This window comes from Kribbella sp. NPDC002412 (genome assembly GCF_053592935.1).
The window spans coordinates 220,193-246,786 of the sequence record NZ_JBSFBL010000002.1 but is presented as its reverse complement, the minus strand read 5'-3'; the positions used below and the strand labels follow the sequence as shown (position 1 = coordinate 246,786).

The window sequence follows — 26,594 nt, the reverse complement described above, 5'->3', positions numbered from 1 at the left end:
ACCCCGTGGAAGACTCACGGGGCATGCGGAGGATGAAGTACCAGCGGGATCTTGTGGGGGTCTGCGCGACGTTGCTGCTGGTGTGTACCGGGATCGGGTTGATCGGGATGCCCGGTGTCGTCGGCGCGGAGTGGGCCGGGTGGTCCTCGTTGATGTTCCTGGTCGCGGTTCTGGTGCTGCCGGTGGCGTGGGTGCTGCTCCGGATCTCCTCCGGTACGGCGACAGTGGCCCGCTGGATCGCGTTGGCCGCGGTCGGCGCCGTACTGGTCCGGCTGGTCTGGTCCGCGTACGACGCGGGGCCGGCGATCGTGATCGCCGTACTGCCGTTGCTGGCGATTCTCGTCCTCGCAGCGGTGGTGCTGGTGTACTCGTGGCCGCAGACGGCGTCGCGAGCGTTGAAGGACGTTGCCCAGCGCAACGGCTGGAATTTGCTCGATCCGCGGGAGCTGGACCTGCCGCCGCTGCCGTTGCCGGTCGGGCGGGCGTGGAGCGTGCGGAGCGTCGTACAGACTCCGGGCGGAACCGCCTTCGAGGTGCGCTGGCTGCAGTGGCACGGGCTGGTGTGCCGACGGCGTCGGTTGTCGGTGTTCGTCGCGACGCGGCTGTCGGCCGCGCTGCCGCCGGTGGAGGTCCGTCCGGGTGGCCTGTCCCGGTCCGACATCACGCTGGAGAGCGCCGAGTTCAACCGCAGTTTCGATGTCATCGGCAACGACGCGCGGTACCTGACCGCCGTCCTGCATCCCCGCACCACGCAGGCGCTGCTCGACGCCCGCCCGATCTCGCTGGCCATCGCGAGCACAGCCCTGGTCCTGTACGACGACCAGCCGCTCACCCCGGAGTCGCTCACCCGCTGCCTGGCGAACCTCGAGCGGATCAGCATTCCGCGTCACGTCCTCGAGGACTGGGGCCAGCACGCGGGTCAGCCCAGCCGCCGCGGCCTCCGCTTCACCGGCCGTGGCTTCGACCTGTCCGCCGGTGCGTTGATGGCACGCCTAGCGGCGATGACCACCGGGCTGCTCGGTCTGACGCTGCTCACCTGCCTGGCCGCCGCCGCGACCGAGCCGGACTTCGACCCGCCTCGCCCGGTCAGCACCCTCCTCATCGCGGCCGCTGTCCTGCTGGCCGTCGCCGTAATTTGCGTGCTGCTGCCGAAGCGGAGACCTACGCTGGGCGGATGATCGAGCCGAGGCCCGCACCGCTTGCGCGGTCGTTGCTGCCCGACGCTGAAGGGCAGTGGGTACGGCGCTGGACCGGCGACGACTGGTTTGCCGAGGCGGACGCGTGGGTGCGGACGCAGTTGGCCGGGACCGGGACCGTAGTGTCCGGTGACCCGGTGCCGTACAAGATCCGCTTCTGGGCGGCCGTTTGGTGCTATCCGACCGACCACGGGCTGTTCTGGTTCAAGGAGAACAACCCCGGCCAGGCGTTCGAGGCTGCCCTGGTGGGTGCGATGTCGGAGGCGCTGCCGCAGCACGTCGTCGCCCCGCTGGCGATCGAGCCGGAGCGCGGCTGGTTCCTGACCGCCGACCAAGGACCGACCCTCGACGACGAGAGTGCCGAATGGCATCGGCTCGTCGTCGAGTACGCCGCTCTGCAGCGCGACAGCGTCCCGGTGGAGAGCGCCTTGCTCGCCAGCGGGCTCACGTCACTCGCACCGCCCCGCCTGCCCGGCGCCATGCACCACGTGGCGGACTGGTTCGCGGACCTGGCCGACGATCACCCGCTGCGTCCCGATCAGGCGACGCTTGACGGCGTACGGCGGGCCGCTGACACCTTGTCCGGGGTGGAGAGGTTGCTGCCGGGCGCCGTACCGATGGCTCTCGATCAGAACGACCTGCACGCGCGGAACGTGTTCCGGCCCGATCCGGCCGGTCCGTTCCGGTTCTTCGACTTCGGTGACGCGGTGTGGGGTCATCCGTTCGCGACGATCGGGAGCGTGCGGGAGGACGTCGACGACGAGATCGTGACGGCGTACCTCGAGGAGTGGTCGGAGCTCGCGCCGCTCGACGTGCTGCGCCGCGAGCTCGAGCTCGCCGAGCCGCTGCACGCGGTGCACCGGATGGTGTCCTGGCACCGGCTGCTGGAGCACGCGGACGAGATCGAGTGCGCCGCCTGGGTCGTGCACGTCGAGCACTGGCTCCGCGAGGTCGTCCGGGCCTACGGCTGACCGCTCTAGGGCAGGAACGGCGTCAGTACGGCGAGGAAGTAGTCGAGGCGCTCGGCATGCACCCAGTGGCCGGCCTCGGGGACCTCGGCGTACTGGACGTTGGGGAAGTACGAGGCGATCGTGGCGCGGTGGTCCTGCTGGACGTAGTCGGACTTGCCGCCGTAGATGAAGAGGGTCGGGCCTGTGTAGCTCCGCCCCTCCGCCTCGGCCGGCCAACCGGAGATCGCCGGTAGCGCGGCCTGGATCACCGGGAGGTTCGGGCGCCAGCGAGCGCCGGCGTCGTCGAGAATCAGGTTCTGCAGCAGGAACGCGCGCGTACCGGGGGTCTGCACCGCCTCGGCCAGTTGAGCGTCCACGTCGGCGCGGCGCTGCACGTTCGACAGGTCGGCGTCACGCATCGCCTTGGCGTACTCGACGAAGGCCGGCGGGTAGGCCACCGGCGCCGCGTCGACCACGACCAGCCGCTCGACAACGGCCGGGTGCTCGAGTGCGGTGAGCATCGCGGTCTTGCCGCCCATCGAGTGGCCGACCAGCGCGACCGGTCCGACGCCGAGGGACTCGATCGTCTCCCGGACGTCGTCGGCCATTTCCGGGTAGCTCATCGTGTCCGTGTGCGGCGAGGTGCCGTGGTTGCGCAGGTCGAACGCGAACACGCGATGCTCGCCCGACAGCCGCCGGGCCGCGGTCATCCAGTTCCGCCCGGAGCCGAACAGGCCGTGCATGACCACGACCGGCGTGCCACTCTCGCCGTACGACGTCACCGGTAACTTCATCGAGGACCCTTGGGATCAGCGGCGGCGTTGCCAGCAGGCGGAATGCCAGTGGCGTCGCTCGTCGAGGGACTGGGCGCCGCCGATCGCGGCGAGCAGGCTGGGGTTCTCCGGCCAGACCACGACGTGCGGCGTGGCCGGCGGGATCAGCTGGTCGCAGCCCGGGCAGCGGTACGCCTTGCTCGACGAGGACCCGGACACGCGGCGGACGATCCACTCACCGTCGGACCGCTCCTCCCGGGCCTGGGTACCACCGAGCAGCGGCCGGTCGGTGACCGGCCGCTGCCACTTGGAAGGCTTCCGGCGCGACATAGCCCTTCAAGGCTAGCCGTATGAGCTACGTCACCCGGGGCTAGGCAGGTCAGCCGCGCGCTACGGCGTACGCCGCGGTGCCGATCAGCTCCATGGAGACCTGCAGCCGTTCCAGGCTGACGTTCTTCGCGATCGTGTCCTCCGGCGAGTGGTACGGCGGCTCGAGGAACGCCGGCGAGATCTCGCCGCGCCAGGAGAAGTTGGCCGACGCGATTCCGACCTCCTGGAACGACTGGTGGTCGGACGCACCGCGCTGGACCGGGCCGACCATCCGCGGGTCGTACCCGAGCCGCGCGCCGGCCGCCCGGACCGCGTCCGTCGCCGTGTTCGCCAGGCCGGTGAAGGACAGCAGCCAGTAGGTGATCGCCGGGTCCCAGCTGGTCGCGACCATGTCGTTCTGGAACACCGCCGCGTGCCGGTCCCGCTGGGCCTGGTCCAGCTGCGCCACGTGGTACCGCGACCCCACTAGGCCCTGCTCCTCCGAGCCCCACAGCGCGAACCGCAGCGTCGCGTTGGTCGGGAGCCGGCTGAAAACGCGAGCCAGCTCCATCGTGAGCACGGTGCCGGAGCCGTCGTCGTTCGCACCCGGTGCGCCGATGACCGAGTCGTAGTGACCGCTGACCACCACGATCGGCGCGTTCGCACCGCCCTTGCCGCGCCGTTCGCCGATCACGTTGTTCGAGATCAGCCCGCGATGCGAGGTGGTGCTGATCCGCAGCGGCAGCGAGGTCACCACGGCGAGCGCCTCGCGGATCAGCCGCTTCTGCACCTGAGCCACTCCGAGCACCGGGATCGTGGCCGCGGTCAGACCGGTGGACGGCGAGAACGCCGCGGCGCGGCGCGGGAACACCTGGTCGGCCGGCAGCAGCATGACTGCCACCGCTCCGCGCGCCGCGGCCTCCGTGACCACGGCTTGGCGCGCGGCCGCGGTGTCGTCGGCGATCACGATCGAGCCGGCGACGTCGGCCGGCCAGACCGGAGCCGTCGCCGGACCGACGTCCCGCACCGGTCCCTCGACCGTGACGTCGAGCTTGCCGGCCGGAGCGGCGCCCGCCTGCCAGCACAGGTCGTCCGGCAGGATGCCGCGGACGTCCTCGATCTGCGCCGTGAACTTGTCCGCGACCGGGAACGGCTCCAGCCGGGTGTGGTAGCCGTACTTGTCGAGCTGGCCGGCGATGTAGTCGGCGGCCCGCTTCTCGCTCTGGGTGCCACCGATCCGCGGCCCGATGTGCTCGGACAGCACTTGCAGGTGGCGCAGCGCCTTCTCCGAGGACAGGCCGGAGACGATCTGCCGGTCGTACCTGTCCAGGTTCGGATGCTGCACCGCACCGGGCCGCAGGTCGTCGGCTCCCCACGCCGGTGCGGCGGGGAGGGCGGTGGCGGCGGTGACGCCGGCGACGGCGCCGAGCAGTCCACGGCGACTCAGACCGGATCTGTCGGTCATGCAGGTCTCCTCACAAGGTGGGCGGCCCCGAGACCCCAGACCGTAATCGATCCGCGACAGGTCGCCTAGCGCTGAACGCGAAGTTCCTCGCCCACCTCGTGCATGTGCTGCAGGCCCATCCGGTAGGACTCGATCAGGCCGGTGCTCAGGTAGGACACGCCGACCCGTTCGCAGTACGCCCGGACGATCGGCTGGGCGGCGCGCAGGTTGGCGCGCGGCATGCTCGGGAACAGGTGGTGCTCGATCTGGTAGTTGAGCCCGCCCATCATCCAGTCGGTGACCAGGCCGCCGTGCACGTTGCGCGAGGTGAGCACCTGCTTCTCCAGGTGGCCCCAGTTCGTGTCGGCGTCGGGCATCTCCATGCCCTTGTGGTTCGGCGCGAACACGCTGCCCAGGTGCAGCCCGAAGAGCATGTGGTGGATCAGCGCGAACAGCACCGCCTGGCCCGGCGACATGAGCAGGAACAGCGCGCCGAAGTACAACACCAGGTGGGCGGCGATCAGACCGAGCTCCAGCCGGGCGTCCCGCCGTGGGCGGCCGAGCAGGAACGTGATGCTGGAGACCTTGAGGTTGAAGCCTTCCAGGGTGAGCAGCGGGAAGAAGATCCGCGCCTGGTTGCGGGTCAGCCAGCCGTACAGGCCGGTCCGGCCCTCGGCCTGCTCGAGCGTCCAGACCAGCACGCCCTCGCCGACGTCCGGGTCCTTGTCGGTGTGGTTCGGGTTCGCGTGGTGGCGGTTGTGCTTGTCGTTCCACCAGCCGTAGCTCATCCCGCACAGCAGGTTGCCGTGCAGCATGCCGATCCAGTCGTGCAGCTTGCGGGAGCCCGAGATCTGCTGGTGGCCGGCGTCGTGGCCGAAGAAAGCCGCCCTGGTGGTCAGGACGGCCAGTGGGATCGCCAGGAACAGCACCCACCACGAGCCACCCAGGAGCGCCACTCCGGCCCAGGTCGCGGCCAGCAGCGCGACGTTGATCCCGATTGCCATGGCGTAGGCCGCCGTACGCCGTTCCAGCAGGCCGGCTGCTTTGATCTCGCGCAGCAGGGGAGCGAAGTCACTGCCTTTGGATACGGCAGTAGGGGAAACCATGGGCTGAGCCATTCAGGTCCTCGTCTCAGAGCGGTGGGGGCCTAGGCGTACAGCCATGGCCAGCGTACGGCATCAAGCCTCGTCGCCCTAACGGCCGAAAACATGAGTGCTATTACCCGAACTCGATGGGGAGACAGTGCCCCGAAGACAGTGGAGCTAACACCACTGAGCGCAGTCCTACGCTCAGTCATGATGGAGCCATGACCACTGTTGCCACCCAGGCGCCGCCGATGCGGTACCCGAAACTCGCTCAGCCGTGGATCGCGCTGTTCCTCGCGATCCTGGCCGAGCTCGGGATCGCCTTCTTTGTGCTCAACGTGGTGGCCGTGCCGCTGATCGCGGTGTGGGTCGGGATCCCGCTGCTGCTCGCGTTCGTCCCGGCCACCCGCTGGTTCGCGAACTGCCACCGGACCATGCTGGCCGGCTTCACCGGCGAGCGGATCCCGCGCCCGTACAAGAAGCCGCCGATGCCCGGCATCCTGATGTGGCTGCGGACCACGCTGACCGACCCGGCCACCTGGCGCGACATCGTCTGGCTGATCGTGAACGCGACCATCGGGTTCACCCTGAACCTGCTGTCCGCCGTGCTGTTCCTGGCGACGCTGTTCTACCTGGTCTACCCGCTGCTGGTCGGCGTGACTCCGGAGGGCGTCTTCACCGAGCCGTTCGGCGGGCTGCTCACGGTGAACTTCTGGACCAGCTTCCTGGTCATGCCGGTCGCGCTGATCGCGTTCCTGATCTGGATGGCCGCCGGTGAGCGGCTGCTGAAGGCGAACGCGTTCATGGCCCGCTCGCTGCTCGGGCCGACCGAGAGCGCCAAGCTCGCGCTCCGGGTCCGGGAGCTGGCCGAGTCCCGCGCCGAGACCGTCGACACCCAGGCGGCCGAGCTGCGCCGGATCGAGCGCGACCTGCACGACGGCGCCCAGGCCCGGCTGGCCGCGCTCAGCATGAACCTGGGCATGGCCGAGGAGATGGTCAGCCGCGACCCCGAGCAGGCCGCCGCGCTGCTGACCGAGGCCCGCCAGTCGGCCAGTACGGCGCTGTCCGAGCTGCGCGACCTGGTCCGGGGCATCCACCCGCCGGTGCTCGCCGACCGTGGGCTCGAGGGCGCGGTCAAGGCGCTGGCCCTGTCCTGCCCGTTCAAGGTCGACGTCACCTTCGACGTCTCCGGCCGGCCGGCCGCGCCGGTCGAGTCGGCGGCGTACTTCGCGGTGGCCGAGGCGCTCGCGAACGCGGTGAAGTACTCGGCCGCGACGAACGCCTGGATCCAGATCACGCACGAGGACGAGAAGCTGCACATCCTGGTCGGTGACGACGGCATCGGAGGCGCGGTGATCAAGCCCGGTGGCGGTCTGTACGGTATCGAGCGGCGGCTGGCCGCCTTCGACGGTACGTTGACCGTGGTCAGCCCGACGGCCGGGCCGACCACCGTGATCATGGAGCTGCCTTGCGAGTCCTCATCGCTGAAGACCACGCCCTCCTCCGGGACGGCCTGATCCGCCTGCTGGAGGCGCACGACTTCGACGTCGTCGAGGCAGTCGACAACGGTCCCCGGCTGGTGCCCGCCCTGGTGGAGCACCGGCCGGACGTGGCCGTTGTCGACGTACGGCTGCCACCCACCTTCACCGACGAGGGCCTGAAGGCCGCGATCGAGGCCCGCCGCCAGGTGCCCGGCCTGCCGATCCTGGTGCTGTCGCAGTACGTCGAGCAGCTGTACGCCCGGGAGCTGCTGACCGGCGGTGGCGGCGCGGTCGGCTACCTGCTCAAGGACCGGGTCTCGAACGTCGCCGAGTTCCTGGACTCGGTACGCCGGGTGGCCGGCGGCGGGACCGCGATGGACCCGGACGTGATCGGCCAGCTGCTGGCTCGCAACACCCGGGACGAGCCGATCGGCCGGCTCACGCCCCGGGAGGCCGAGGTGCTGGGCCTGATGGCCGAAGGCCGCTCGAACGCCGCGATCGCGAACGCCCTGTTCGTCACCGAGAAGGCGGTCAGCAAGCACACCAACAACATCTTCGCCAAGCTCGACCTGCCCCCGTCGGAGGACGACAACCGCCGGGTGATGGCTGTCTTGACCTATTTGTCCTCCCGTTGATCCCTTACCGTCGGTGGTGGGGGAAGGGGGAGAATCGTGCCGAGCTTTTCAGGGATCGATCATCTCAGCCTGACGGTCACGGATCTGGACCGCAGTGAGCGCTTCTACACCGAGGTGCTGGGGCTGATGCCGCTGATGGACTTCGGGATCGCCCGGACGTACATCGACCGGCCGACCAGTTTCATCCAGTCGCTGGTCAAGCACGAGGCGGGTACGGCGAAGCCGTTCAGCGAGCTGCACACCGGCCTGGACCACATCGGCCTGAACGCGGCCAGCCGGGACGAGTTGGTCGAGTGGGAGCGCCGGTTCGACGAGTACGGCGTCACCTACACGCCGATCCGGGACATGGAGTTCGCGTCCCACCTGAACTTCCGGGACCCGGACAACATCGCGCTGGAGCTCAGCGCCTCGAACGAGGTGATGGCGGGCTGGCTCGAGGAGCTGAAGACCCGCGAGTTCACCCGGGAGGAGATCCAGGCCCGGGTGGCCGAGTACTTCGCCACTTTGCAACGCTGATCGGAGCTGCTCGGGTAAACGTTTGTCTGTAATCCGTTGACCATCGCCTGAATGCCTCGGTAAGTTTTCTACCCAGCTCCTGCATGATCCACGAACTGGGTGGTGGTGGCGATGGCAGTCCGGACCGGCGCGGAGCGTCTGGCCGGCGAGCCGGGGCTCGTGGGCGACGGGCGCCTCGGGCTGATCACGAACTTCACCGGCGTGCTGCCGGACCTCCGGCCGACCGCCGTCGCGCTGCTCGACGCGGGCCTGCGGCTGACGGCGCTGTTCGGCCCGGAGCACGGTCTCCGCGGCACGGCTCAGGCCGGGGCGAGTGAGGCCGAGGGCATCGACCCCGACACCGGGCTGCCGGTCTTCGACACCTACGGGCGGCACGGTGCTGCGCTCGACGAGTTGTTCGCCGAGGTCGACGTACTGCTGTTCGACATCCAGGACATCGGCACGCGGTTCTACACCTACATCTGGACGATGTACGACTGCCTTCAGGCGGCCACGCGGCTGGGGAAGCGGTTCGTCGTACTGGATCGGCCGAATCCGCTCGGCGGGCTGCGCGTCGAGGGGCCGCTGCTGCAGCCGGGCTTCGAGAGCTTCGTCGGGCGCGCGGCGATCCCGCTTCGGCACGGGCTGACCGCCGGTGAGCTGGCCCTGCAGTTGGGCGCGGCCGAGGTCATCGCGATGGAGGGCTGGACGCGGGACGCGTGCGGGACCGGCGCGGTCTGGGTGCCGCCGTCGCCGAACATGCCGACGCTCGATACGGCCTTCGTCTACCCGGGCACCGGGCTGTTCGAAGGCACCAACCTCAGCGAGGGGCGCGGCACGACCCGGCCGTTCACGACCATCGGGGCTCCGTTCCTCGACGAGCGGTTCGTCCCGACCTTGCGCGACTTCGGGTTGCCTGGCGTCGTCTTCCGCCGTACCTGGTTCGAGCCGACGTTCAGCAAGTACGCCGGTGTGGCGGTGCCCGGCGTCCAGCTGCACGTCGTGGACCGGTCGGCGTACGAGCCGGTGCGTACGGCGCTGGAGATGCTCCAGGTGGTCAGGCAGCTGTACCCGGACGACCTGCGGCTGCTCCCGTCGCTCGACCTGTTGTGGGGCTCGGACTCGTTGCGCAAGGCACTCGAAGCCGGTGAGGACCCGCTCGCGTTGTTGCCCGCAGCAACGCTCGACTGGGTGCGGCCCGGCGTACTGCTCTACGAAGGGACCTCGCGATGATCCGGTCTTTCCAGGTCGGCGACGGGCCGGCACTGGCCGCGGCGTGGACCGCGGCGGCGCCGGCGGATCCGATCGGCTACCAGCGCTTCCGCGACCTCTTCCTGCTCGACCGGAACTTCGATCCGGCCGGGCTGCAGGTCGCGGTCGTCGACGACCGGGTGGTCGGGGCGGCTTACGCCGTACGTCGGCTGGTCGCGGCAGCCGGCTCGGACCTCGAGCCGTCGGCTGGGTGGATCCCGTTCTTCTTCGTGCATCCCGACCATCGTGGTCGCGGGCTCGGCCGCTCGTTGCTGACGGCGGCGCTGGACTGGCTCCGGTCGCACGGGCGGTCCGAGGCGTTCTTCTCGTCGTACACGCCGAACTACTTCCTGCCCGGCCTCGACGCCGCCCGCTACCCGGGTGCTCTGCGGTTGCTGTCGGCCCTGGGGTTCGAGCGGCAGTACGACGCGGTCGCGATGGACCGGAGCCTGGTCGGGTACGAGATCCCTGCTGAGGTTCGTGCGCAGATCGCCGGGTTGACGGCGGACGGCTACAGCTTCGGGACGCCGAGCGGTGACGAGCTCACCTCGCTGATCGCGATCGCGGGCGACGAGTTCAACCCGGACTGGGCGCGCGCGATCCGGGAAGCCGTCGTGGCTGGGCTGCCGCTGGAGCGGATCGTGGTCGCACGTGATCCCGCCGGTCGCCTGCTTGGGTGGGCGATGCACGGGACTTACGAAGGGGTCATCGACCGGTTCGGGCCGTTCGGCGTACTGCCGGCGGCGCGCGGCACCGGGCTCGGCAAGGTGCTGCTCCACCTGACGCTGGAGCGGATGGCCGGGCTCGGCGCGCACAGCGCCTGGTTCCTCTGGACCGGCGTGCAGTCCGCGGCCGGCCAGCTCTATCTGAAGACCGGATTCACCATCACCCGCACGTTCACCATCCTCCGGGCGCCCCTGGTCCCGGCCGACGGGAAGGACTGACATCTGGACGCTGCTGATCTCGTCGTCCGACCGCACCATGCCGATCGTGATGGCCGGCCTGGTCGTCAGCACACTGCCCGTGCTGGTCGTGTTCCTGTTGTTCCAGAAGTACCACGTGCGAGGCGTCGTACTGAGTGGCCTTAAGTGAGGAGTTGCTCGTGACCAGAACAGTGCTCGCCGTCGGAGCGCACATCGGCGACATGGACCTGACCGCCGGACCCACGCTGGCCAAACTCGTGCTGGAGGGCGCGAACGTGACCATCATCGCGCTCACCCCCGGCGAGCGCGGCCACCCGCGGATGACGCCGTCGGAGTACAAGGTGCAGAAGATCGCCGAGGGCGAGGCGTTTGCCACCGCCATCGGAGCCGACTTCATCGTCCTCGACCACAGCGACGGCTTTCTGCCCGACACCGACGACGTCGCGACCGAGCTAGCTGCGATCATCCGCGAGAAACAACCGGACACCCTGATCACGCACTGGAAGCGCAGCATCCACCGCAACCACGAGCACGCCGCCAAGCTGACCGAACGCGCCCGCTTCCTGGCCGGCCTCCCGATGGACCCGTCGGAGGGAGTCGAAGGCGCCCGCCACTCGGTCCGCACCTTCCTGCACGCCGAGAACTGGGAGGACATGGAAGGCTTCCAGCCCACGATGTACGTCCCGATCCCCGACGAAGCCTTCTACCGCTGGATCTCCGCCATCCGCCACCAGGCCTTCGCCCGCGGCGAAACCTACGGCTTCCGCTACATCGACTACTACACAGCCCTGATGACCACCCGAGGCTGCCTGGCCGGCTACCCCCGAGCCTGCGCCTTCCACAGCACGCCTACGCCGGAAATCACCAAACTCAGCCCGTAGATCTTCCCCATGCGGCCCCACGCGAGCTCCTTCGTCGCCCGCCCGCCACCGCTCCCACCCAACCGGTACACGCGCTATCGCGCTTCATCGACCGCCACGTGGACGCGCTTGCCGTGATACGTCGGGCGAACGGCACCGGCGCCGCGTGGTTGAACTTCCGCGTGGGTCAGACGCGTGTGGGAAGGACTACCCCGGCAGTAGACCGAGTTGGCGCATTTGGGTGGCCACGTTGACTACGCCGTGGGTTTCGGTGATGTGGTTGTTCGTGAAGCGGAAGATGAAGACCTCGTTCCAGGTGATCCGGCGGCCGGTGGGTGGGACGCCCATGTACTCGCCGAGGTGGGTGCCGGTGACGGTGTTGCGGCAGACCAGCGTGTCGTCTTCGGCGATCAGGTCCTCGACCTCGACGTGGAGGTCGGGGAACGCGCCGAGGAGCATCGCCCAGACCTGCTTCTGGGCCTCCGCGCCAGTCGTGTCGACGGGCAGTGGTGTGCTGATCTGCACGTCCGGCGCGATCACCTCGTCGATCGCCTTGGAGATCAGTTCCGGGTCGCGCGAGTTCATCGCCTCGTGCAGCCGGTGGAAGGTCGCCTTGTTGCGCGCGGCAGTGGACATGAAATTCTCCTACTTCTCCAGGACAGCCTGGATCTCGAGGTTGATGGTCACCTTGTCGCCGACCGCGACCCCGCCGCCGTCCAGCGGCACGTTGAGGTCGATCCCGAAGTCCCGCCGGCTGACCTGAGCGGTCGCCGAGAACCCGGCCCGGTACCCGCCGAACGGATCCGGCCCGAACCCACCCACCTCGACCTCCAGCGGCACCGGCCGCGTGACGCCGTGCAGCGTGAGCTCGCCGTCCACGATCCAGCCTTCGGCAGTACGACGTACCCCGGACGACCGATACGTCATCACCGGATGCGCCTCGGTCTCGAAGTAGTCGGCCGAGCGCAGGTGGTCGTCGCGCAGTTCGTTGCCGGTGTCAACGGACGCGAGCTCGATGGTCGCCTCGACCGACGACTGCAGCGGATCCGGCGCCGTCACGATCGTCACGTCGTACGTCGTGAACCGGCCGCGCACCTTGCTGACCATCAGGTGCCGGACGCTGAAGCCGACCTCGGAGTGGACCGGGTCGACCTTCCACGTGCCGGTCAGGTAGTTGGGGATTGCGACCGCGACGGTCATGGTTCCTCCCTGGATGTAGGGGTCGCTCACATCCAGGCGACGAACGAGTCCGCGCCGTGGGGACAGCCCGCCTCAGAGTTCTTCGAGCCGCCGCTTCAGGAACCGCCGCTCGGGCGTCGAGGTGGCCAGGTCGAGGGCACGCAGGTACGCCGTCCGCGCGTCCGCATCACGTCCGAGCCGCCAGAGGAGCTCCCCGCGGGTCGAGTGGAAGTAGAGGTAGCCGTCGAGGTCCAGGCGGTCGACGGCCCGCAGAGCAGCAAGCGGGTCGCCGGCCTGTGCGACAGCGGCGGCCCGGTTGAGCTCGACGACCAGCGAGCCGGTGAGCTCGGCCAGTCGCCGGTACAACTCCGCGACCTGCGGCCAGTCGATCTGCTCGCGCGTCTGCAGCGACGCGATCGCGGCCTGTACGACGTACGCGCCGCGACCGCCCAACGCGATCGCTCGGTCGAGTAGCGCGCGCCCCTGGTCGATCTGGTGCTGGTCCCACAGCGAGCGGTCCTGATCCTCGAGCAGGACGAGGTCGTCTCCGGCGTACCGGGCCTGCCGGCGGGCGTGGTGGATCATCATCAACGCGAGCAGGCCGTGGGCCTCCGGCTGGTCAGGCATCAGCTCGACCAGCACGCGTCCCAGGCTGATGGCCTCGGCGCCGAGATCGATCCGGCCGCTGTAGCCCTCGTTGTAGATCAGGTAGATCACGGCCAGCACCGCATCGAGCCGGTCGGGCAACAGACGTTCGGCGGGCACCGCGAACGGGATGCCGGTCGCCTTGATCTTCGCCTTGGCGCGCGTCAGCCTGCGCTTCATGGTCTCCTCGGACACCAGGAACGCGCGCGCGATGTCCGCGGTCTGCAGTCCGCCGAGCGCCCGCAAGGTGAGTGCCACCTGGCCCTCCAGCGCCAGCGCCGGGTGGCAGCAGGTGAAGATCAGCTCGAGCCGTTCGTCCTTGATCACGGTTTCGTCGTACTCGTCCATCACGACCTCGGTTGCCGGTAGCAACTGGATCTTCTCGGCCAGCGTGCGGTCCCGGCGGATCCGGTCGATGGCCCGGTTGCGGGCCGTCGTGGTCAGCCAGGCGCCCGGGTTGTCCGGCGTACCGTGGTCCGGCCAGCGCTGCGCGGCGAGCGCGAACGCCTCCTGCGCCGCCTCCTCGGCCCGGTCGAAGTCACCGAGGAACCCGACCAGCGTGGCCAGCACCCGGCCCCACTCGTCCCGAAAGACCTGCTCCAGCGCGGTCAGCCCTGCACCACCGGCCTGATCTCGACGGTCCCACCCAGCCGCACCGCCGGGAACCGCGCCGCCAACTCGACCGCCTCGTCCAGGTTCGCCGCGTCCAGCAGGCAGAACCCGCCGAGCACCTCCTTGGTGTCGGCAAACGGCCCGTCCGTCATCAACGTCCGTCCACCCTCAACCCGCACACACGTGGCCATCTCCACCGGCTGCAACCGAGCCGCCGCCACACACTGCCCCTCCCCGAACAGCATCGAGTACTCCGCGACCACGCCCTCCCGCTCCGCCTCGGACAGCCCTTCGTCGTACCCAGGCTCCGTGTAAATCATCAACGCGAACCGCATCCGAACCTCCTCACCCAGTACGACGAACAACCACTCACGCCGGGGACACCACCGAGCCGACTATTTGTTCGGCCAGTTGGTGGGCCAGGCGTGAGGGGGTGGTGCCGGGCCGGGTTGCGCCGGCTGCGAGGGTGCCGTCGACGAGTAGCAGGAGCTGGTCGGCGGCGGCTGCCGGGTGTGGGTGGTCGAGCTTGACGAGCTCCGCCTCGAAGAGGGCGTGGAGGTGCTCGCGGTACTGGCGAGTGATGGCGTGGGCCGGGTGGTCGGGATCCGCCAGCGCGAGGTCCGCGGAGAGGTAGCGGCAGCCGCGGAAGCTCGGGTCGTCGATGACTCCGTCGAGCATGTCGAAGATCGCCAGCAGGCGAGCCGCTGGGTCGTCGCCGGCGGCTTCCATGGTCCGGCGGTAGAGCTCCACGTCCTCTGCCGTCGTTTCTCGCAGCACCTCGGCGATCAGCCCGTCCTTCCCGCCGAAGTGCTCGTAGAGCGATCGCCGGGCGACTTTGGCCTCCTTGAGGATCGCGTCGACGCCGACCGCGACGCCGTACCGGTAGGTCAGCTCCCTGGCGGCGGTCAGTAGCCGTTCACGCGGGCGGCTTGTGGTGCGGGAATCCATGAAAATCAGGGTGCCATGGGGTTGCCAGTAGATCAACCGGTCTATATGGTCAGAGTAGACCGATCGATCTATCTAAGGAGAGTGTGATGACCCAGCGCAGCACGGCCGAGACCATCGACCTTTTCAACCACGCCTTCGTCAACCACGACCCCGCCGTGCTGGACGACCTGGTCGCCGAGGACTGCGTGATGGAGGCGATCCAGCCGGCGCCCGAGGGTGCCCGCTACGAAGGCCGCGAGGCGAACCTGACCTTCTGGCGGGCGCTGGCCGAGGACCGCAGCACGCAGTTCGAGGTCGAGGACGTGATGGTGGCGGGCGACCAAGCGACGATCCGCTGGCGCTACCACTTCGGAGACGCTCCGGCAGACTCCGTGCGCGGCGTGAACCTGGTTCGGGTTCGCGACGGGCAGGTCGTCGAAGCACTCGCCTACAGCAAAACCGCCGGCGAGGTTCCCCTGGCCGCCATGGACGACTCAGTCGAGTGACAGTCCGGCGGCCGGAGCCACGCGGGCGGCCCGGCGGGCCGGCAGAACGCAGGCGAGCAGTCCGGCCACGGCAGCGAGGAGTACGACGACGCCGAGTGAGAGCCACGGGACTCGCAGGGTGGCGGCCTTGAGGACGTCCTGCACGAACGTCTCATAGCCGACCCAGGCGAACCCGACGCCGATCGCCGTGCCCAGCACGGCAGCCACCACCGACATCAGCACGGCCTCGGCGGCAAGCATCCGCCGCAACTGCCGGCGGGTGAGCCCGAGCGCGCGCAGCATCGCGTGTTCGCGGGCGCGCTCGAGGACGGAGAGCCCGAGGGTGTTCGCGATCCCGATCAGCGCGATCACCACGGAGATGCCGAGCAGACCGAGCACCGACCAGGTGAGAACTCTCAATTGCTGGTTCTCCGTCTCCCGGGCCTGCAACTCGTTGTCGACCCGCGCGCCGACCGGATCGGCCAGCTCGTCCAGGTCACCGACAAGTCGGCCCGGGTCGGCATGAGGGGAGGCGCGAATCCAGATGGCATGCGGCTCGGCGGAGTCGGTGAGGCTCGCCAGCGTGGTGGGCGCGACCACGCCCGTCCGGCCCCAGCCGATGCCGGCGGCAACCTCCAGTTGGGTCTGTCGCTTTCCGACCCGCACCGTGACCCGGTCACCGGGCCGGACGCCCAGACCTTTGCGAAAGGACGCGTAGTCGAGTCTGAGCTGCCCGGGTTCCAACCGGGCGAACGCTCCGCCGTCGCGAGCCACCTCCTCCGCGGTCGGCGCGGTGACAACCAGGAGCGGTTCAGGGAGCCCGGCCACGTGGGCCATGGCGCCGTCGACTGAAATGGCTTGCTCCACACCGGTCGTACGACGTACCTGGTCCAGGAGATCGGTGGTGACGGGCTTCTCGGGCGAGGTGAGCGCGGCATCGAGGGGGTGCCGCCTCCCGCGCTCCTCATCCATCGCCGTTCGCCACGTGGCGAGCCCGGTGAGTACGGCGGTCGTCAGCGTGACGCCGACCAGGAGCGAGGCCGTGGTGGTGGCGGTCCGGCGCGGGTTGCGCACAGCGTTCGTGGTGGCCAGTCGCCCGGCGGGGCCGAGTACCGCGCCGGCGATCCGGATCAGTCGGGGGACGAGCACCGGCCCGAACAGGAGTACGCCGGTGAACACCGATCCGCCGCCCGCCACCATGAGCGCCGTACTGTGCTGGCTCATCGCAACCCCGAGCAGGACCAGCCCGGTGACCAGGAGGAGCGCAGCGAGCGCCAGCCGCACCACACCGGCGGCTGTGCGTACGTCGACCGCCGCATCCGGGCGCAGCGCCGCCAGTGGGCTCACCCGCACTACACGCCGGGTCGGCAACCAGGACGCGAGCATGGTGACCAGCAGGCCGGCGGCGAACCCGCCCAGCAGCCAGAGCAGGGGCAGCCTGGGGGTGCCCATCGGGGTGGTGGGCGCGAGGGCGTTGATCAAGGCGACCAGCCCATAGCCGAGTCCGACGCCGACCAGCATCCCGGTCAGCGATGAGAGTACGCCGACGGCGGCGGCCTCCCGTCGTACCGAACGCACCACTTGCCGCCGGGTCGCGCCGACGCAGCGCAGCAGCGCGAAGTCGCGGAGGCGCTGCGCGAACAGGATCGAGAACGTGTTCGCGATGACCAGGACCGAGACGAAGAGCGCCACGGCGGCGAACAACAGCAGCAGCAACGACATGGTGTCCACACCGTTGTTGAGCTCGGTTTGCGCCTCGTCGACGAACTCCTCCGGCGACTGCACCTGCGCGCCTGGTGGGAGCGGGCCCACCTCCCCGCGGACCGCGACCCGGCCCAGCGAGAGCGACTGGTGGTCGCGCCACTGCAGCATCTGCGGCAGCGTGACGTACACCGAGGCCTGGGCAGTGCTCGAGGGTGACTCCACGAGACCGACGACTGCCAACTCGGCCGCGGTGGCGCCCTCGCCGATCCGAATGCGGTCGCCGATCGCGATCTCCCGGGCCTGGGCGACCCACACATCCACGACCGCCTCGCCCTTGCCCGCCGGGAAGCGGCCCGAGCTGAGCTTCTGCCAGCGCAGCTCCGCCGAGGGAGCGATCGGGCCGACGGCCGTTCCGGGGTACGGCCGGCCGCCCGCGCGCATCAGCAGCAGGGCCCGGCCGATCACGGAAGCGTCCTCGCCGTGCCGCTCGGCGAGCTCGACCGCGGCATTCGTGCCGATCTTGGAGACCACGTGGTCGGCGTTGCGGAACGGCGCTCCGAAGCCGTCCATGAGTCCGCTCCGGGCCCCAGCCGTGAGTACGCCGACCACGACGACGAAAGCAACTCCGACGATGACCGCGATCGCCGCTGCGACGTACCTGCGAAGGTGGGTGCGCAGGGACGCGAGCAAGACCGTGTGCATCAGGCGATCCGCCCGTCCTGCATGGTGACCACGTCGTCGGCGTACGTCGCCGCGTCCCGATCGTGGGTGACCATCACGACGGTCTGGCCAAGCTCGCCCGCCGACCGGCGCAGGTGACCCAGCACCTCCGCCGACGTGGCGCTGTCCAGGTTTCCGGTGGGCTCGTCGGCGAACAGCAGGTCCGGCTGCGTGACCAGGGCCCGGGCGATCGCGACCCGCTGCTGCTGGCCACCGGACAGCTCCGCGGGCAGGTGGCTCAGCCAGTCGGCCACGCCGAGGGCATCGGCGAGCTCCCGTGCCCGCTCCCGCGTCGCGTCGTCGATCCGGCGACCGCCCAGCTCCAGGGGGAGCACGATGTTCTGGAGAGCGGTGAGCATCGGCAGCAGGTTGAACGACTGGAACACGAAGCCGACATGATCGCGCCGGAAGGTCGTGAGCGCGTCGTCGTCGAGTGATCCGAGGTCGGTGCCGGCCACTGCGACGGTGCCGCTGCTGGCCTGGTCGAGTCCGGCCAGGCAGTGCATCAGCGTGGACTTGCCCGAGCCGCTCGGCCCCATGATCGCGGTGAATCGGCCGCGGGGGAGGTCGAGGTCGACGCCGCGCAAGGCATGCACCTGGGCTTCGCCTCGGCCGTAGGTCTTGGTCAGCTCCCGCGCGCTGGCGGCCACGCCTTCCTGGGTGGCGTGCTGACTGGCTTGCTGGGTGGTGGTGGCAGGCATGGCTGAAGCCAAGGGAGCGTGGTGTTGTCAGCGTGTACGAGGTTTTCGATATGCGGGCGATATGAGCGGGCCCGTAGCATCGGTGGCGTGCGTGTGTTGGTCGTCGAGGACGAACCCGACATGGCAGCGGCCATTCATGCTGGCCTGCGCCTGGCAGCGATCGCGTCCGACATCGCCGGTGACGGTGACACGGCGCTGGAGCTGCTGAGCGTCAACGCGTACGACATCGCCGTACTCGACCGGGACATTCCCGGCCCGTCCGGCGACGAGATCGCCCAGCGGATCGTTGCCTCCGGCAGCGGTATGCCGATCCTCATGCTCACCGCCGCCGACCGGCTCGACGACAAGGCCTCCGGGTTCGAGCTCGGCGCCGACGACTATCTCACGAAGCCCTTCGCACTGCAGGAGCTCGTGCTCAGGCTCCGGGCACTCAACCGGCGGCGCGCCCACAACCGGCCGCCGGTGTGGGAGATCGCGGGCCTGCGCCTGGATCCGTTCCGCCGCGAGGTCTACCGCGACGGCCGGTACGTCGCGCTGACCCGGAAGCAGTTCGCCGTCCTCGAAGTCCTCGTCGCTGCCGAAGGCGGGGTCGTCAGCGCCGAGGAGCTGCTGGAACGGGCCTGGGACGAGAACGCCGATCCGTTCACCAACGCCGTACGCATCACTGTCTCGGCTCTGCGCAAGCGGCTCGGCGAACCCTGGATCATCGCCACCGTGGCCGGCGTCGGGTACCGCATCGACACCGGAGGGGACCGTGGATAGGCAGCCCGGGTTGAGCGTTCGCCTCAAGCTCACCCTCAGCTACGCCGGGTTCCTGATGCTCGCCTGCTCCTTGCTGCTCGGTGCGGTGTGGCTGTTCCTCCTGCGGTACGTCCCCGACCGGGCGATGCTCGTGGTCCCTGACGCCACCACCCCTGGTGTCTTCCCCGTCCGGTCCACCCTGCTGCGCGAGTTCGCTCCGCGGGCAGCCGCGGTGATGGCGATCCTGCTGGTGTTCGGTCTCGTCGGCGGGTGGCTTCTCGCCGGCCGCATGCTCGCCCCGCTGACTCGCATCACCGAAGCCACTCGCAAGGCGGCGACCGGATCGCTTGCGCACCGGATCGAGCTGGACGGCCACAAGGACGAGTTCCGCGAACTCGCCGATGCGTTCGACGGCATGCTCGGGCAGCTCGAGGCACACGTCGCCGCGCAGCGGAGGTTCGCGGCCAACGCCTCCCACGAGCTGCGCACCCCACTGGCGATCACGCAGGCACTGCTCGACGTGGCCCGCAACGATCGCAACCGAGACACCGACGAGCTCGTCGAGCGCCTGCACGCCGTCAACAGCCGAGCGATCGACCTCACCGAAGCGCTGCTCCTGCTCAGCCGCGCCGACCGGCGGTCCTTCACCCGAGAGCGCGTCGATCTGTCCCTGCTGGCGGAAGAAGCCATCGAGACGCTTCTACCGCTCGCCGAAAAACGCGGCCTCACCATCGAGACCTCCGGCGACCTGACCCCCACCATCGGCTCGCACGCGCTCCTGCTGCAGCTGACCACGAACCTCGTCCACAACGCGATCGTCCATAACCTGCCGTCCCAGGGCACGGTGTGGGTCACGACCAGCGTTCACCCCGGCACCGTCGCACTCACCGTCGAGAACGCCGGCGAAAACCTCGGCCCCCAACTGCTGTCCACGCTGGTCGAGCCGTTCCAGCGCGGCACCGAACGAATCCGCACCGACCACGCCGGCGTCGGCCTGGGCCTGGCCATCGTCAAAAGCATCACCCAAGCCCACGACGGCACCCTGACCCTCACCCCCCGCCCCACCGGCGGCCTCCGAGTAACAGTCCACCTCCCCACCGCATTCCCGGACACTTCACCCGCCAAGCGGGCTGGTCAGGAACCCGCGCCGCGCGCGACAGCACGCTGAGCGCGCGGGCGGGGGTGGCGGGTCAGGAGGCATCGGCTTTGCGGACCCAGACTTCTCGGATGATCAGGAGGATGGCGGCGGCGCTGGGGATGGCCAGGAGGGCGCCGACCACGCCGAGGAGGGCGCCGCCCAGGAGGGCGGCGATGACGGTGACGGCGCCGGGGATGTCCACGGCCCGGCGCATGATGCGGGGCGCGATGACGTAGTTCTCGATCTGCTGGTAGATGATGCCGTACGCCAGGCAGGCGACGCCGATCCACAGGCCGCTGGTGAAGCCGATCAGGGCGACGATGACGACGCCGATCAGGCCACCGACCATCGGGATGAACGCGGTGAACATCACCACGATCGCCAGCGCCAGCGCGTACTCGCGCAGGCCGGCGACCTGCAGGAAGACGAACATGAAGAACCCGGCGCACGCGGCGACCAGGAACTGGCCGCTGACGTAGCCGCCGACCCGGCTGAGGACCTCGTCGCCGAGGATGGCCACGCGGGTCCGGCGAGTGGCCGGGACCAGGCTGTACGCCGCCCGCTTGACCGACGGCAGCGAGGCCAGGAAGTACAGCGTCAGGATCAGGATGGTGAAGCCGGAGAACAGGGCGTTCGCGACCACCCGGCCGACGCCGAGGATGCCGCCGAACGCACGCTGGGCCAGCGCCGGGTCCTGGATGTAGTCCTGGGCTTTCTGGATGAACTGGTAGCGGTCGTTGAGCTCGTTGAGGGTTCTCGACTTGGTCAGCAGGTCGAGCCACTCGGGGGCGTTCTTGATCAGGCTGTTGATCTGGTCGGTGACGACCGGGACGATCGCGAAGCCGACGCCGGCCACCGCGAGGATCATCAGCAGGAACACGACGCCGACGGACAGGCCGCGCCTCAGGCCGCGGCGCATGAACCACTCGACGAGTGGGTTCAGGCCGACGGCGATGAACATCGAGACCAGCAGCAGGATGAGGACGGAGCGGGCCTGGCCGAGGGCGTTCCACAGGCCCCAGGCGACCAGCACGCCGAGAGCCGCGAAGAAGCCGAACATGAACGGGTTCGAGCGCCGCAGCGGCGGGCCGGGCAGGCCCATGCCGACGTCCGGGTGCCGCTCCTCGATCAGCAGCTCGCCCGCCAGGTCGTCATCCGGCTTGCCCGCGGCCCCCTCGGCCTCGGAGTCGGCCGACGCAGCCGCGCTCTTCGCCTGAGCTTCGGACTCGTCCGCCGCCCTCGCGGCAGTCTCCGCCTCGGCCTCGGACTCGTCCGCCGCCTTCGCGGCAGCCTGAGCATCCGACTCGGACTCGTCGGCGGACTGTGCGGCGGTCTCCGCCTCGGCCTCGGACTCGTCGGCGGACTTCGCGGACTCTTCCGCGTCCTCGGCGGAGGCGTCTGCCTTCTCGGCCGCGTCGTCGGCTTCGCGGGCGGACTGCTCGGCCTTGGTGGCGGCGGCTTCCGCTTCGGCGGCGGCGGCCTTGGCCTCGCGGGTGGCCTCCGCGAGGTCCCGGTCGGGCGTCGCTGTGGAGTTTTCGTCGCCGGGTGGCGTCACATCTTGTCCTTCGGGGATCGCGAGCCGGCTGCGGCCTCGTCGGTCTTCTCGTCGTCGGCGGGCTTGTCATCGACTGCGTCGTCCGATGGCGATGCCGCCGCCTGCACCGAAGTCTCCTCGTCGTCGAGGTCACTCAGCCGGAACTCGTCGATCTTGGTCGAGTCGGCCGGCTCCTCGTCGTCCGCCATCGGCCCGCCGGCGGACTTGCTCGCCAGGTCCTCGGCGACCTTGGTGTCGACCCGCAGCCCGGCGTCGATCCGCGTCTCGTCGACCCGTGCGTCACCCGCGCCGGTGCCTACGAACGGGCTGGACCCCGTGAACGGGACCTCATCCTCGTCGTCGTCGTACGACGAGCCAGCAGACTTCGGCGCGAACGGGCTGTCGGCCGGCGCGTCGTCCTCGTCCGCCTTCGGCAAGCGCCCGCTGGGCGCGGAGAACGCGCTGTCCTTCGGCGCGAACGGGCTGCTCGGCGCCGCCGGCTCGGCGTCCCGGGACGCGAACTTGCTGCTCGGTACGTCGGTCTCGGCCGCCGGCACGGACTCCCGGGGCGCGAAGGGGCTGCCGGCCGGGGCCACCGTCTCGGCGGGAGCCGCAAACCCGCTCGGTGCCGGGGAGGCGGGCGCGGCAGGCGATGCCGGGGGAGTGGTCTCGGGGCGACTGAAGGGGTTCACGTACGCCGGGGCAGCCGTCTCGGAGTCGAGCTCGGCGGCCTGGCGGGCGATGTTGCTGGCGATCTCGTTCAGCCCGGCGATCTGGGTGAGGATGCCGTCGCGGCGCTTGGCCAGCCGCTCGGTCTCCCGGGCGACGATGGTCCGGGACCGCTCGGCCTCGTCGGCGGCGTTGGCCAGCTCGGCCTCGGACCTGGTCCGCGCGGTGGTGAGCAGCTGCTCGGCCTCCCGGCGGGCGCGGCTGAGGGTGCGCTCGGCCGACTCCTCGGCCTCGGCGCGGATCTTGCGGGCCTGCTCGGTCGCCTCCGCGACGCGCCGCTCGGACGCCTCGGCGGCCTCGCGCATCTGGGTGGTCAGGTTCTCGGTGTCGGCCGCGATCTGCTGGTGCTTGTCGGCCAGCTCCTTGGCCTGCTGCTCACGCTCGTCGGCCAGCCGGGCCCGCAGCGCGGCGGACTCGCGCTGGATCGCGGTCCGGATCTTCTCCGCCTCGTGCAGGGCGCCGTTCTTCAGCGTGCTGGCCTGCGACTCGGCGGTCAGCATCAGCTGCTCGGCCTTGCGCCGCGCGGTCTGCAGCACCTCGGCGCCCTCGGTCTCCGCGGTACGGCGCAGCTCCGCCGCGTCACCCTCGGCGGTCCGGCGCATGCTGTCCGCCTCGTTCAGCGCCACGGAGCGGATGTCCTCGGCCTCGCGCTCGCCGGTCGCCCGGGCCGACGCCGCCTCCTTGGCCGCGGTCGCCCGCAGCTCGTCGGCCTCCCGGCGAGCCTCCTCGAGCGCCTCGGACGCCTGGTCCTGGGCGAGCCGGAGGATCTGCGCCGCCCGGTCGCCGAGACCGGCGTACGACGGGTTGGCGCTCGCCTCCAGCTGCCGCCGGGTCTCCTCGAGCTGACGTTGCATCGGAGCGACGCTGGCCTGGAGCTGGTCGGCCCGGTTGCGTGCCTCGACGAGTTGCATTTCCAGCGCGCGGACGTAGTCGTCCACGGCCTGCTTGTCGTACCCGCGACGGCTGACCGGGAAGCCCCCGGCCGCGGTCGCCGTACGGTCGAAGAACGGCAGGCTCGACTCGTCAGGCATTTCCCGAGATTCCCTTCTGGCGGCTCAGCGTGAATCCCCCACCTTAAGCCTGTCAGAACAAGGACGTAACCAGCCAATCGGGGCCTGTGCAGAACTACCTGTTGCGGAAGCGATTAATGGCCGCCGCGTGCTTCTCGCGCAGTTCCGGGTCCCGGACGCCGAGGCCCTCGGACGGGGCCAGCGTGAGGACGCCGACCTTGCCCTGGTGCAGGTTGCGGTGCACGTCGTACGCCGCCTGGGCGGTCTCCTCCAGCGGGTACACCTTGCTGACGGTCGGATGGACCATGCCCTTGGCAATCAACCGGTTGGCCTCCCAGGCCTCGCGGTAGTTGGCGAAATGGGAGCCGATGATCCGTTTCAGGTTCATCCACAAATACCGGTTGTCGTACTCGTGCATGAACCCCGACGTCGACGCGCAGGTGACGATCGTGCCGCCGCGCCGGGCGACGTACACCGACGCCCCGAACGTCTCCCGTCCCGGGTGCTCGAACACGATGTCCGGGTCGTCGCCACCGGTCAGCTCCCGGATCCGGGCCCCGAACCGCTTCCACTCCTTCTGGTCCTGCGTGGTCGGGTCCGACCAGAACCGGTACCCCTCGGCCGAGCGGTCGATGATCAGCGACGCGCCCATCGCGCGGCAGATCTCCGCCTTCTCCGGCGACGACACCACGCAGACCGGGATCGCGCCGCCGTTCAGTGCGAACTGGGTCGCGTAGGAGCCGAGCCCGCCGGACGCGCCCCAGATCAGCACGACGTCGCCCTGCTTCATGTTCGCGCCGTTCGAGGAGACCAGTTGCCGGTACGCCGTGCTGTTCACCAGCCCCGGGGACGCGGCCTCCTCCCAGGTCAGGTGGTCCGGCTTCGGCATCAGCTGGTTCGACTTCACCAGCGCGAGCTCGGCCAGCCCGCCGAAGTTGGTCTCGAAGCCCCAGATCCGCTGCTCGGAGTCGAGCATCGTGTCGTTGTGCCCGTCCGGCGACTCCAGCTCGACCGACAGGCAGTGCGCCACCACCTCGTCGCCGGGCTTCCAGGCGTTCACGCCAGGCCCGGTCCGCAGGACGACGCCGGCCAGGTCGGAGCCGACCACGTGGTACGGCAGGTCGTGCCGGGCGGTCAGCGGCGACAGCTTCCCGTACCGCTTCAGGAACGAGAACGTCGAGACCGGCTCGAAGATCGAGGTCCAGACCGTGTTGTAGTTGATCGCGCTCGCCATCACCGCGACCAGCGCCTCACCCGGGCCCAGCTCGGGGGTCGGCACGTCGTCGAGGTGCAGGCTCTTGCGCGGGTCCTTCTCCTTGCTGTCCAGACCCTCGAACATGGTCGCCTCGTCGGCGTGCACGGTGATGCCGCGGTAATGGTCCGGCACGTCGAGCGCGCCGACGGCAGCGGTGTCACCGGACAGAATCGCTTCGAGGATCTGCTTCACGTCGTACCTCCTGCAGCGGCGGTCTGGGTGAGCGGAACTTACCGCTGAGTATGCACGTCTGGCTGTGCCGTGTAACACAGGACGGGACGGTTGAGACGACCGTCACTTTTCCAGTCCACCGTTGTCAGTGGTCTTATCACCGAAGACGCGTGTGCAGCCGCACCTGCGTGAAATCGTCGCCGGACCGCAACTGGACCAGGTCGCAGAGCTGGTTCGCCAGCCAGACACCGCGTCCGCCGAGCCCGTCGAGCGGCGGCAGCACCCGTCCGACCAGCAGGTCGTCGATCCGGCCGCGGTCGGCCACGTCGCAGATCAGCGTGCCGTCCGCGGTCCACACCGACAGCGTCCCGCGCCCGCCGCCGAACCGGATGCTGTTCGTGCAGATCTCGTGCAGCGCGAGCGCCAGGTCGTCCAGCCGGTCCCGCGACACCCCGTACGACGACGCCTGCGCGTTCACCCACTGCCGGACCTCCCCGAGGTCGGCCAGCCCGAACTCCCAGCGCTCGGCCCGATCCGGTACGTCGCTCAGCGCCGTGCGGAACGTCTTCTCCGCAAGGGCTTCCGCGCCCGAGTGGGTGGCAGTGGGGTCGATGCCGACCGACGTTTCGTAGGGACAGAGCAGCCGGAAGCCCTTGTCGGCGGCGAAGGCGACGTCCAGCAGCGCCTCGTGCAGCACGGCCTCGTCGTACTCCTCCTCGGTCCGGCCGGCGTAGGCCGGCTCGCCGAGGCCGCGGACCGGGCGGCCCGGGTTCCGCTCCAGCGCGTCGCGCCACAGCGGGATCAGCCGGGCCGGGTTGCGGCCGGCCTCGGTCATGTCGACGAAGCCGACCTGCTCGCCCTCGGGCCCGAGCGCCGCGCGCAGCAAGGCGATCCGGGCAGGCGGCAGGGCAGCGACGATCGCCTCACCCGTTGCCAGGCCGTCGCGGACGAAAGGTGTCGCGAGCCGCACGAACTCCTCGTCAGTCGTGTAGACGAAGGCGCCGTGCTGGAACCCCGTCGGCACACCGTCCAGAGAGTCGGTGGCGCTGTCCCTCAGCACCCGAACAGCGTAGTCCGCGAAACGCCACTCGGCAGGGTGTCGGCGCGCGCCGTCACCCGGTGTGGAAGAGCGGTAACGGTGAGGTTTCCTCAGCTTTGCCGGGCACCACCGAGAGCGCCGCCGTGGTGACGGAAAGCCTCAGGCGGGCTCGACCAGCTCGACCAGGACGCCGCCGGCCGACTTCGGGTGGATGAAGTTCACCCGCGACCCGGCCGTGCCCCGCTTCGGCTCGTCGTACAGCAGCCGCGCGCCGCGCTCCCGCAGCGTCGCCGACACCGCGTCGAGGTCGCGCACCCGGTAGGCCAGCTGCTGGATGCCCGGCCCGCGCTGGTCGAGGAACTTCGCGATCGGCGAGGTCTCCGACAGCGGCGCCAGCAGCTGGATCGACGACCCGGAGTCGCCGACCGACAGCATCGCCTCGCGGACGCCCTGCTCCTCGTTGACCTCTTCGTGCGCGACGGTCATCCCGAAGACGTCGGCGTAGTACCGGACGGCCTCGTCGAAGTCGGCCACGGCGATGCCCACGTGGTCGATCGCTTCGAACAGGGTCTTGGTGGCGGCGAGGTGGTCCATAGCGCCAG

General features: G+C 69.8%; 27 protein-coding genes. 11 read left to right on the top strand and 16 right to left on the bottom strand.

Annotated elements, in window-relative coordinates; translation table 11 throughout:
* Positions 1-23 precede the first annotated feature (23 nt).
* Positions 24-1,178: a hypothetical protein gene (locus ACWCOV_RS02955; protein WP_449827524.1), complete on the top strand. Its 1,155-nt coding sequence runs from the start codon at positions 24-26 to the stop codon at positions 1,176-1,178.
* Entirely contained in the window at positions 1,175-2,167 is a 993-nt protein-coding gene (locus tag ACWCOV_RS02950) for a hypothetical protein (RefSeq protein ID WP_449827523.1), read from the top strand. The genes ACWCOV_RS02955 and ACWCOV_RS02950 overlap by 4 nt, the downstream gene beginning before the upstream one ends.
* Positions 2,168-2,172: 5 nt before the next feature.
* On the opposite strand, the gene ACWCOV_RS02945 is transcribed toward ACWCOV_RS02950, so the two are convergent.
* The 4 genes from ACWCOV_RS02945 to ACWCOV_RS02930 form a co-directional block, all read right to left on the bottom strand.
* A complete protein-coding gene (locus tag ACWCOV_RS02945) occupies positions 2,173-2,940 on the bottom strand; it encodes an alpha/beta fold hydrolase (RefSeq protein WP_449827522.1) in 768 nt (255 codons plus the stop codon).
* Between the two features lie 15 nt (positions 2,941-2,955).
* Positions 2,956-3,249, bottom strand: coding sequence for a hypothetical protein (locus ACWCOV_RS02940; protein ID WP_449827521.1), 294 nt, complete (start codon positions 3,247-3,249; stop codon positions 2,956-2,958).
* Between the two features lie 49 nt (positions 3,250-3,298).
* Positions 3,299-4,693 (bottom strand): M28 family peptidase, encoded by a 1,395-nt coding sequence (locus tag ACWCOV_RS02935; RefSeq protein WP_449827520.1) that lies wholly within the window; start codon positions 4,691-4,693, stop codon positions 3,299-3,301.
* Between the two features lie 65 nt (positions 4,694-4,758).
* On the bottom strand, positions 4,759-5,790 hold the full coding sequence (locus tag ACWCOV_RS02930) for a fatty acid desaturase family protein (RefSeq protein ID WP_449827519.1): 1,032 nt from the start codon (positions 5,788-5,790) through the stop codon (positions 4,759-4,761).
* Positions 5,791-5,978: 188 nt separating this feature from the next.
* On the opposite strand from ACWCOV_RS02930, the gene ACWCOV_RS02925 reads away from it, so the two are divergent.
* The 6 genes from ACWCOV_RS02925 to ACWCOV_RS02900 all read left to right on the top strand — a co-directional run bounded on the left by ACWCOV_RS02925 (position 5,979) and on the right by ACWCOV_RS02900 (position 11,423).
* Positions 5,979-7,274: a sensor histidine kinase gene (locus ACWCOV_RS02925; RefSeq protein ID WP_449827518.1), complete on the top strand. Its 1,296-nt coding sequence runs from the start codon at positions 5,979-5,981 to the stop codon at positions 7,272-7,274.
* On the top strand, positions 7,226-7,873 hold the full coding sequence (locus ACWCOV_RS02920; RefSeq protein ID WP_449827517.1) for a response regulator: 648 nt from the start codon (positions 7,226-7,228) through the stop codon (positions 7,871-7,873). Before ACWCOV_RS02925 ends, ACWCOV_RS02920 begins: the two co-directional genes overlap by 49 nt.
* Positions 7,874-7,909: 36 nt before the next feature.
* A complete protein-coding gene (locus tag ACWCOV_RS02915) occupies positions 7,910-8,389 on the top strand; it encodes a VOC family protein (protein WP_449827516.1) in 480 nt (159 codons plus the stop codon).
* Positions 8,390-8,500: 111 nt separating this feature from the next.
* Positions 8,501-9,601, top strand: coding sequence for an exo-beta-N-acetylmuramidase NamZ family protein (locus tag ACWCOV_RS02910; protein ID WP_449827515.1), 1,101 nt, complete (start codon positions 8,501-8,503; stop codon positions 9,599-9,601).
* The gene (locus ACWCOV_RS02905; RefSeq protein WP_449827514.1) at positions 9,598-10,563 is read left to right on the top strand and encodes a GNAT family N-acetyltransferase; all 966 of its coding nucleotides are present in this window, start codon (positions 9,598-9,600) and stop codon (positions 10,561-10,563) included. Before ACWCOV_RS02910 ends, ACWCOV_RS02905 begins: the two co-directional genes overlap by 4 nt.
* 158 nt (positions 10,564-10,721) lie before the next feature.
* On the top strand, positions 10,722-11,423 hold the full coding sequence (locus ACWCOV_RS02900) for a PIG-L deacetylase family protein (protein WP_449827513.1): 702 nt from the start codon (positions 10,722-10,724) through the stop codon (positions 11,421-11,423).
* Positions 11,424-11,609: 186 nt separating this feature from the next.
* Here ACWCOV_RS02900 and ACWCOV_RS02895 read toward each other — a convergent pair whose 3' ends face one another.
* The 5 genes from ACWCOV_RS02895 to ACWCOV_RS02875 all read right to left on the bottom strand — a co-directional run bounded on the left by ACWCOV_RS02895 (position 11,610) and on the right by ACWCOV_RS02875 (position 14,786).
* Positions 11,610-12,038, bottom strand: a complete 429-nt coding sequence (locus tag ACWCOV_RS02895) for an ester cyclase (protein WP_449827512.1) — start codon at positions 12,036-12,038, stop codon at positions 11,610-11,612.
* Between the two features lie 9 nt (positions 12,039-12,047).
* Positions 12,048-12,602: a YceI family protein gene (locus ACWCOV_RS02890; RefSeq protein ID WP_449827511.1), complete on the bottom strand. Its 555-nt coding sequence runs from the start codon at positions 12,600-12,602 to the stop codon at positions 12,048-12,050.
* A 72-nt stretch (positions 12,603-12,674) separates the two neighbouring features.
* Positions 12,675-13,796, bottom strand: a complete 1,122-nt coding sequence (locus ACWCOV_RS02885) for an RNA polymerase sigma factor (protein WP_449827510.1) — start codon at positions 13,794-13,796, stop codon at positions 12,675-12,677.
* Positions 13,797-13,834: 38 nt separating this feature from the next.
* Positions 13,835-14,173, bottom strand: a complete 339-nt coding sequence (locus ACWCOV_RS02880) for a YciI family protein (RefSeq protein WP_449827509.1) — start codon at positions 14,171-14,173, stop codon at positions 13,835-13,837.
* Positions 14,174-14,207: 34 nt separating this feature from the next.
* The gene (locus tag ACWCOV_RS02875; RefSeq protein ID WP_449827508.1) at positions 14,208-14,786 is read right to left on the bottom strand and encodes a TetR/AcrR family transcriptional regulator; all 579 of its coding nucleotides are present in this window, start codon (positions 14,784-14,786) and stop codon (positions 14,208-14,210) included.
* An 86-nt stretch (positions 14,787-14,872) separates the two neighbouring features.
* On the opposite strand from ACWCOV_RS02875, the gene ACWCOV_RS02870 reads away from it, so the two are divergent.
* Positions 14,873-15,271 carry a nuclear transport factor 2 family protein gene (locus tag ACWCOV_RS02870; protein WP_449827507.1) on the top strand — a complete coding sequence of 133 codons (399 nt, stop codon included), beginning with the start codon at positions 14,873-14,875 and terminating at the stop codon, positions 15,269-15,271.
* Here ACWCOV_RS02870 and ACWCOV_RS02865 read toward each other — a convergent pair.
* Both ACWCOV_RS02865 and ACWCOV_RS02860 read right to left on the bottom strand, forming a co-directional pair.
* The gene (locus ACWCOV_RS02865) at positions 15,260-17,656 is read right to left on the bottom strand and encodes an ABC transporter permease (RefSeq protein ID WP_449827506.1); all 2,397 of its coding nucleotides are present in this window, start codon (positions 17,654-17,656) and stop codon (positions 15,260-15,262) included. The two genes, ACWCOV_RS02870 and ACWCOV_RS02865, sit on opposite strands and share 12 nt — an antisense overlap.
* Positions 17,656-18,375: an ABC transporter ATP-binding protein gene (locus tag ACWCOV_RS02860; protein WP_449827505.1), complete on the bottom strand. Its 720-nt coding sequence runs from the start codon at positions 18,373-18,375 to the stop codon at positions 17,656-17,658. The genes ACWCOV_RS02865 and ACWCOV_RS02860 overlap by 1 nt, the downstream gene beginning before the upstream one ends.
* 87 nt (positions 18,376-18,462) lie before the next feature.
* On the opposite strand from ACWCOV_RS02860, the gene ACWCOV_RS02855 reads away from it, so the two are divergent.
* Positions 18,463-19,137 (top strand): response regulator transcription factor, encoded by a 675-nt coding sequence (locus tag ACWCOV_RS02855; RefSeq protein ID WP_449827504.1) that lies wholly within the window; start codon positions 18,463-18,465, stop codon positions 19,135-19,137.
* Positions 19,130-20,284 (top strand): sensor histidine kinase, encoded by a 1,155-nt coding sequence (locus ACWCOV_RS02850; protein WP_449827503.1) that lies wholly within the window; start codon positions 19,130-19,132, stop codon positions 20,282-20,284. The genes ACWCOV_RS02855 and ACWCOV_RS02850 overlap by 8 nt, the downstream gene beginning before the upstream one ends.
* Before the next feature lie 22 nt (positions 20,285-20,306).
* Here ACWCOV_RS02850 and ACWCOV_RS02845 read toward each other — a convergent pair whose 3' ends face one another.
* From ACWCOV_RS02845 to mce, 5 genes are all read right to left on the bottom strand, one after another.
* Entirely contained in the window at positions 20,307-21,809 is a 1,503-nt protein-coding gene (locus tag ACWCOV_RS02845; protein WP_449827502.1) for an AI-2E family transporter, read from the bottom strand.
* The gene (locus ACWCOV_RS02840) at positions 21,806-23,548 is read right to left on the bottom strand and encodes a transposase (protein WP_449827501.1); all 1,743 of its coding nucleotides are present in this window, start codon (positions 23,546-23,548) and stop codon (positions 21,806-21,808) included. The genes ACWCOV_RS02845 and ACWCOV_RS02840 overlap by 4 nt, the downstream gene beginning before the upstream one ends.
* Before the next feature lie 94 nt (positions 23,549-23,642).
* Positions 23,643-24,974 (bottom strand): crotonyl-CoA carboxylase/reductase, encoded by a 1,332-nt coding sequence (gene ccrA, locus ACWCOV_RS02835; RefSeq protein WP_449827500.1) that lies wholly within the window; start codon positions 24,972-24,974, stop codon positions 23,643-23,645.
* Positions 24,975-25,110: 136 nt separating this feature from the next.
* Positions 25,111-26,013, bottom strand: a complete 903-nt coding sequence (locus ACWCOV_RS02830) for an anti-sigma factor RsbA family regulatory protein (protein ID WP_449827499.1) — start codon at positions 26,011-26,013, stop codon at positions 25,111-25,113.
* A gap of 138 nt (positions 26,014-26,151) precedes the next feature.
* Positions 26,152-26,586 carry a methylmalonyl-CoA epimerase gene (gene mce, locus ACWCOV_RS02825; RefSeq protein WP_449827498.1) on the bottom strand — a complete coding sequence of 145 codons (435 nt, stop codon included), beginning with the start codon at positions 26,584-26,586 and terminating at the stop codon, positions 26,152-26,154.
* Positions 26,587-26,594: the final 8 nt, after the last annotated feature.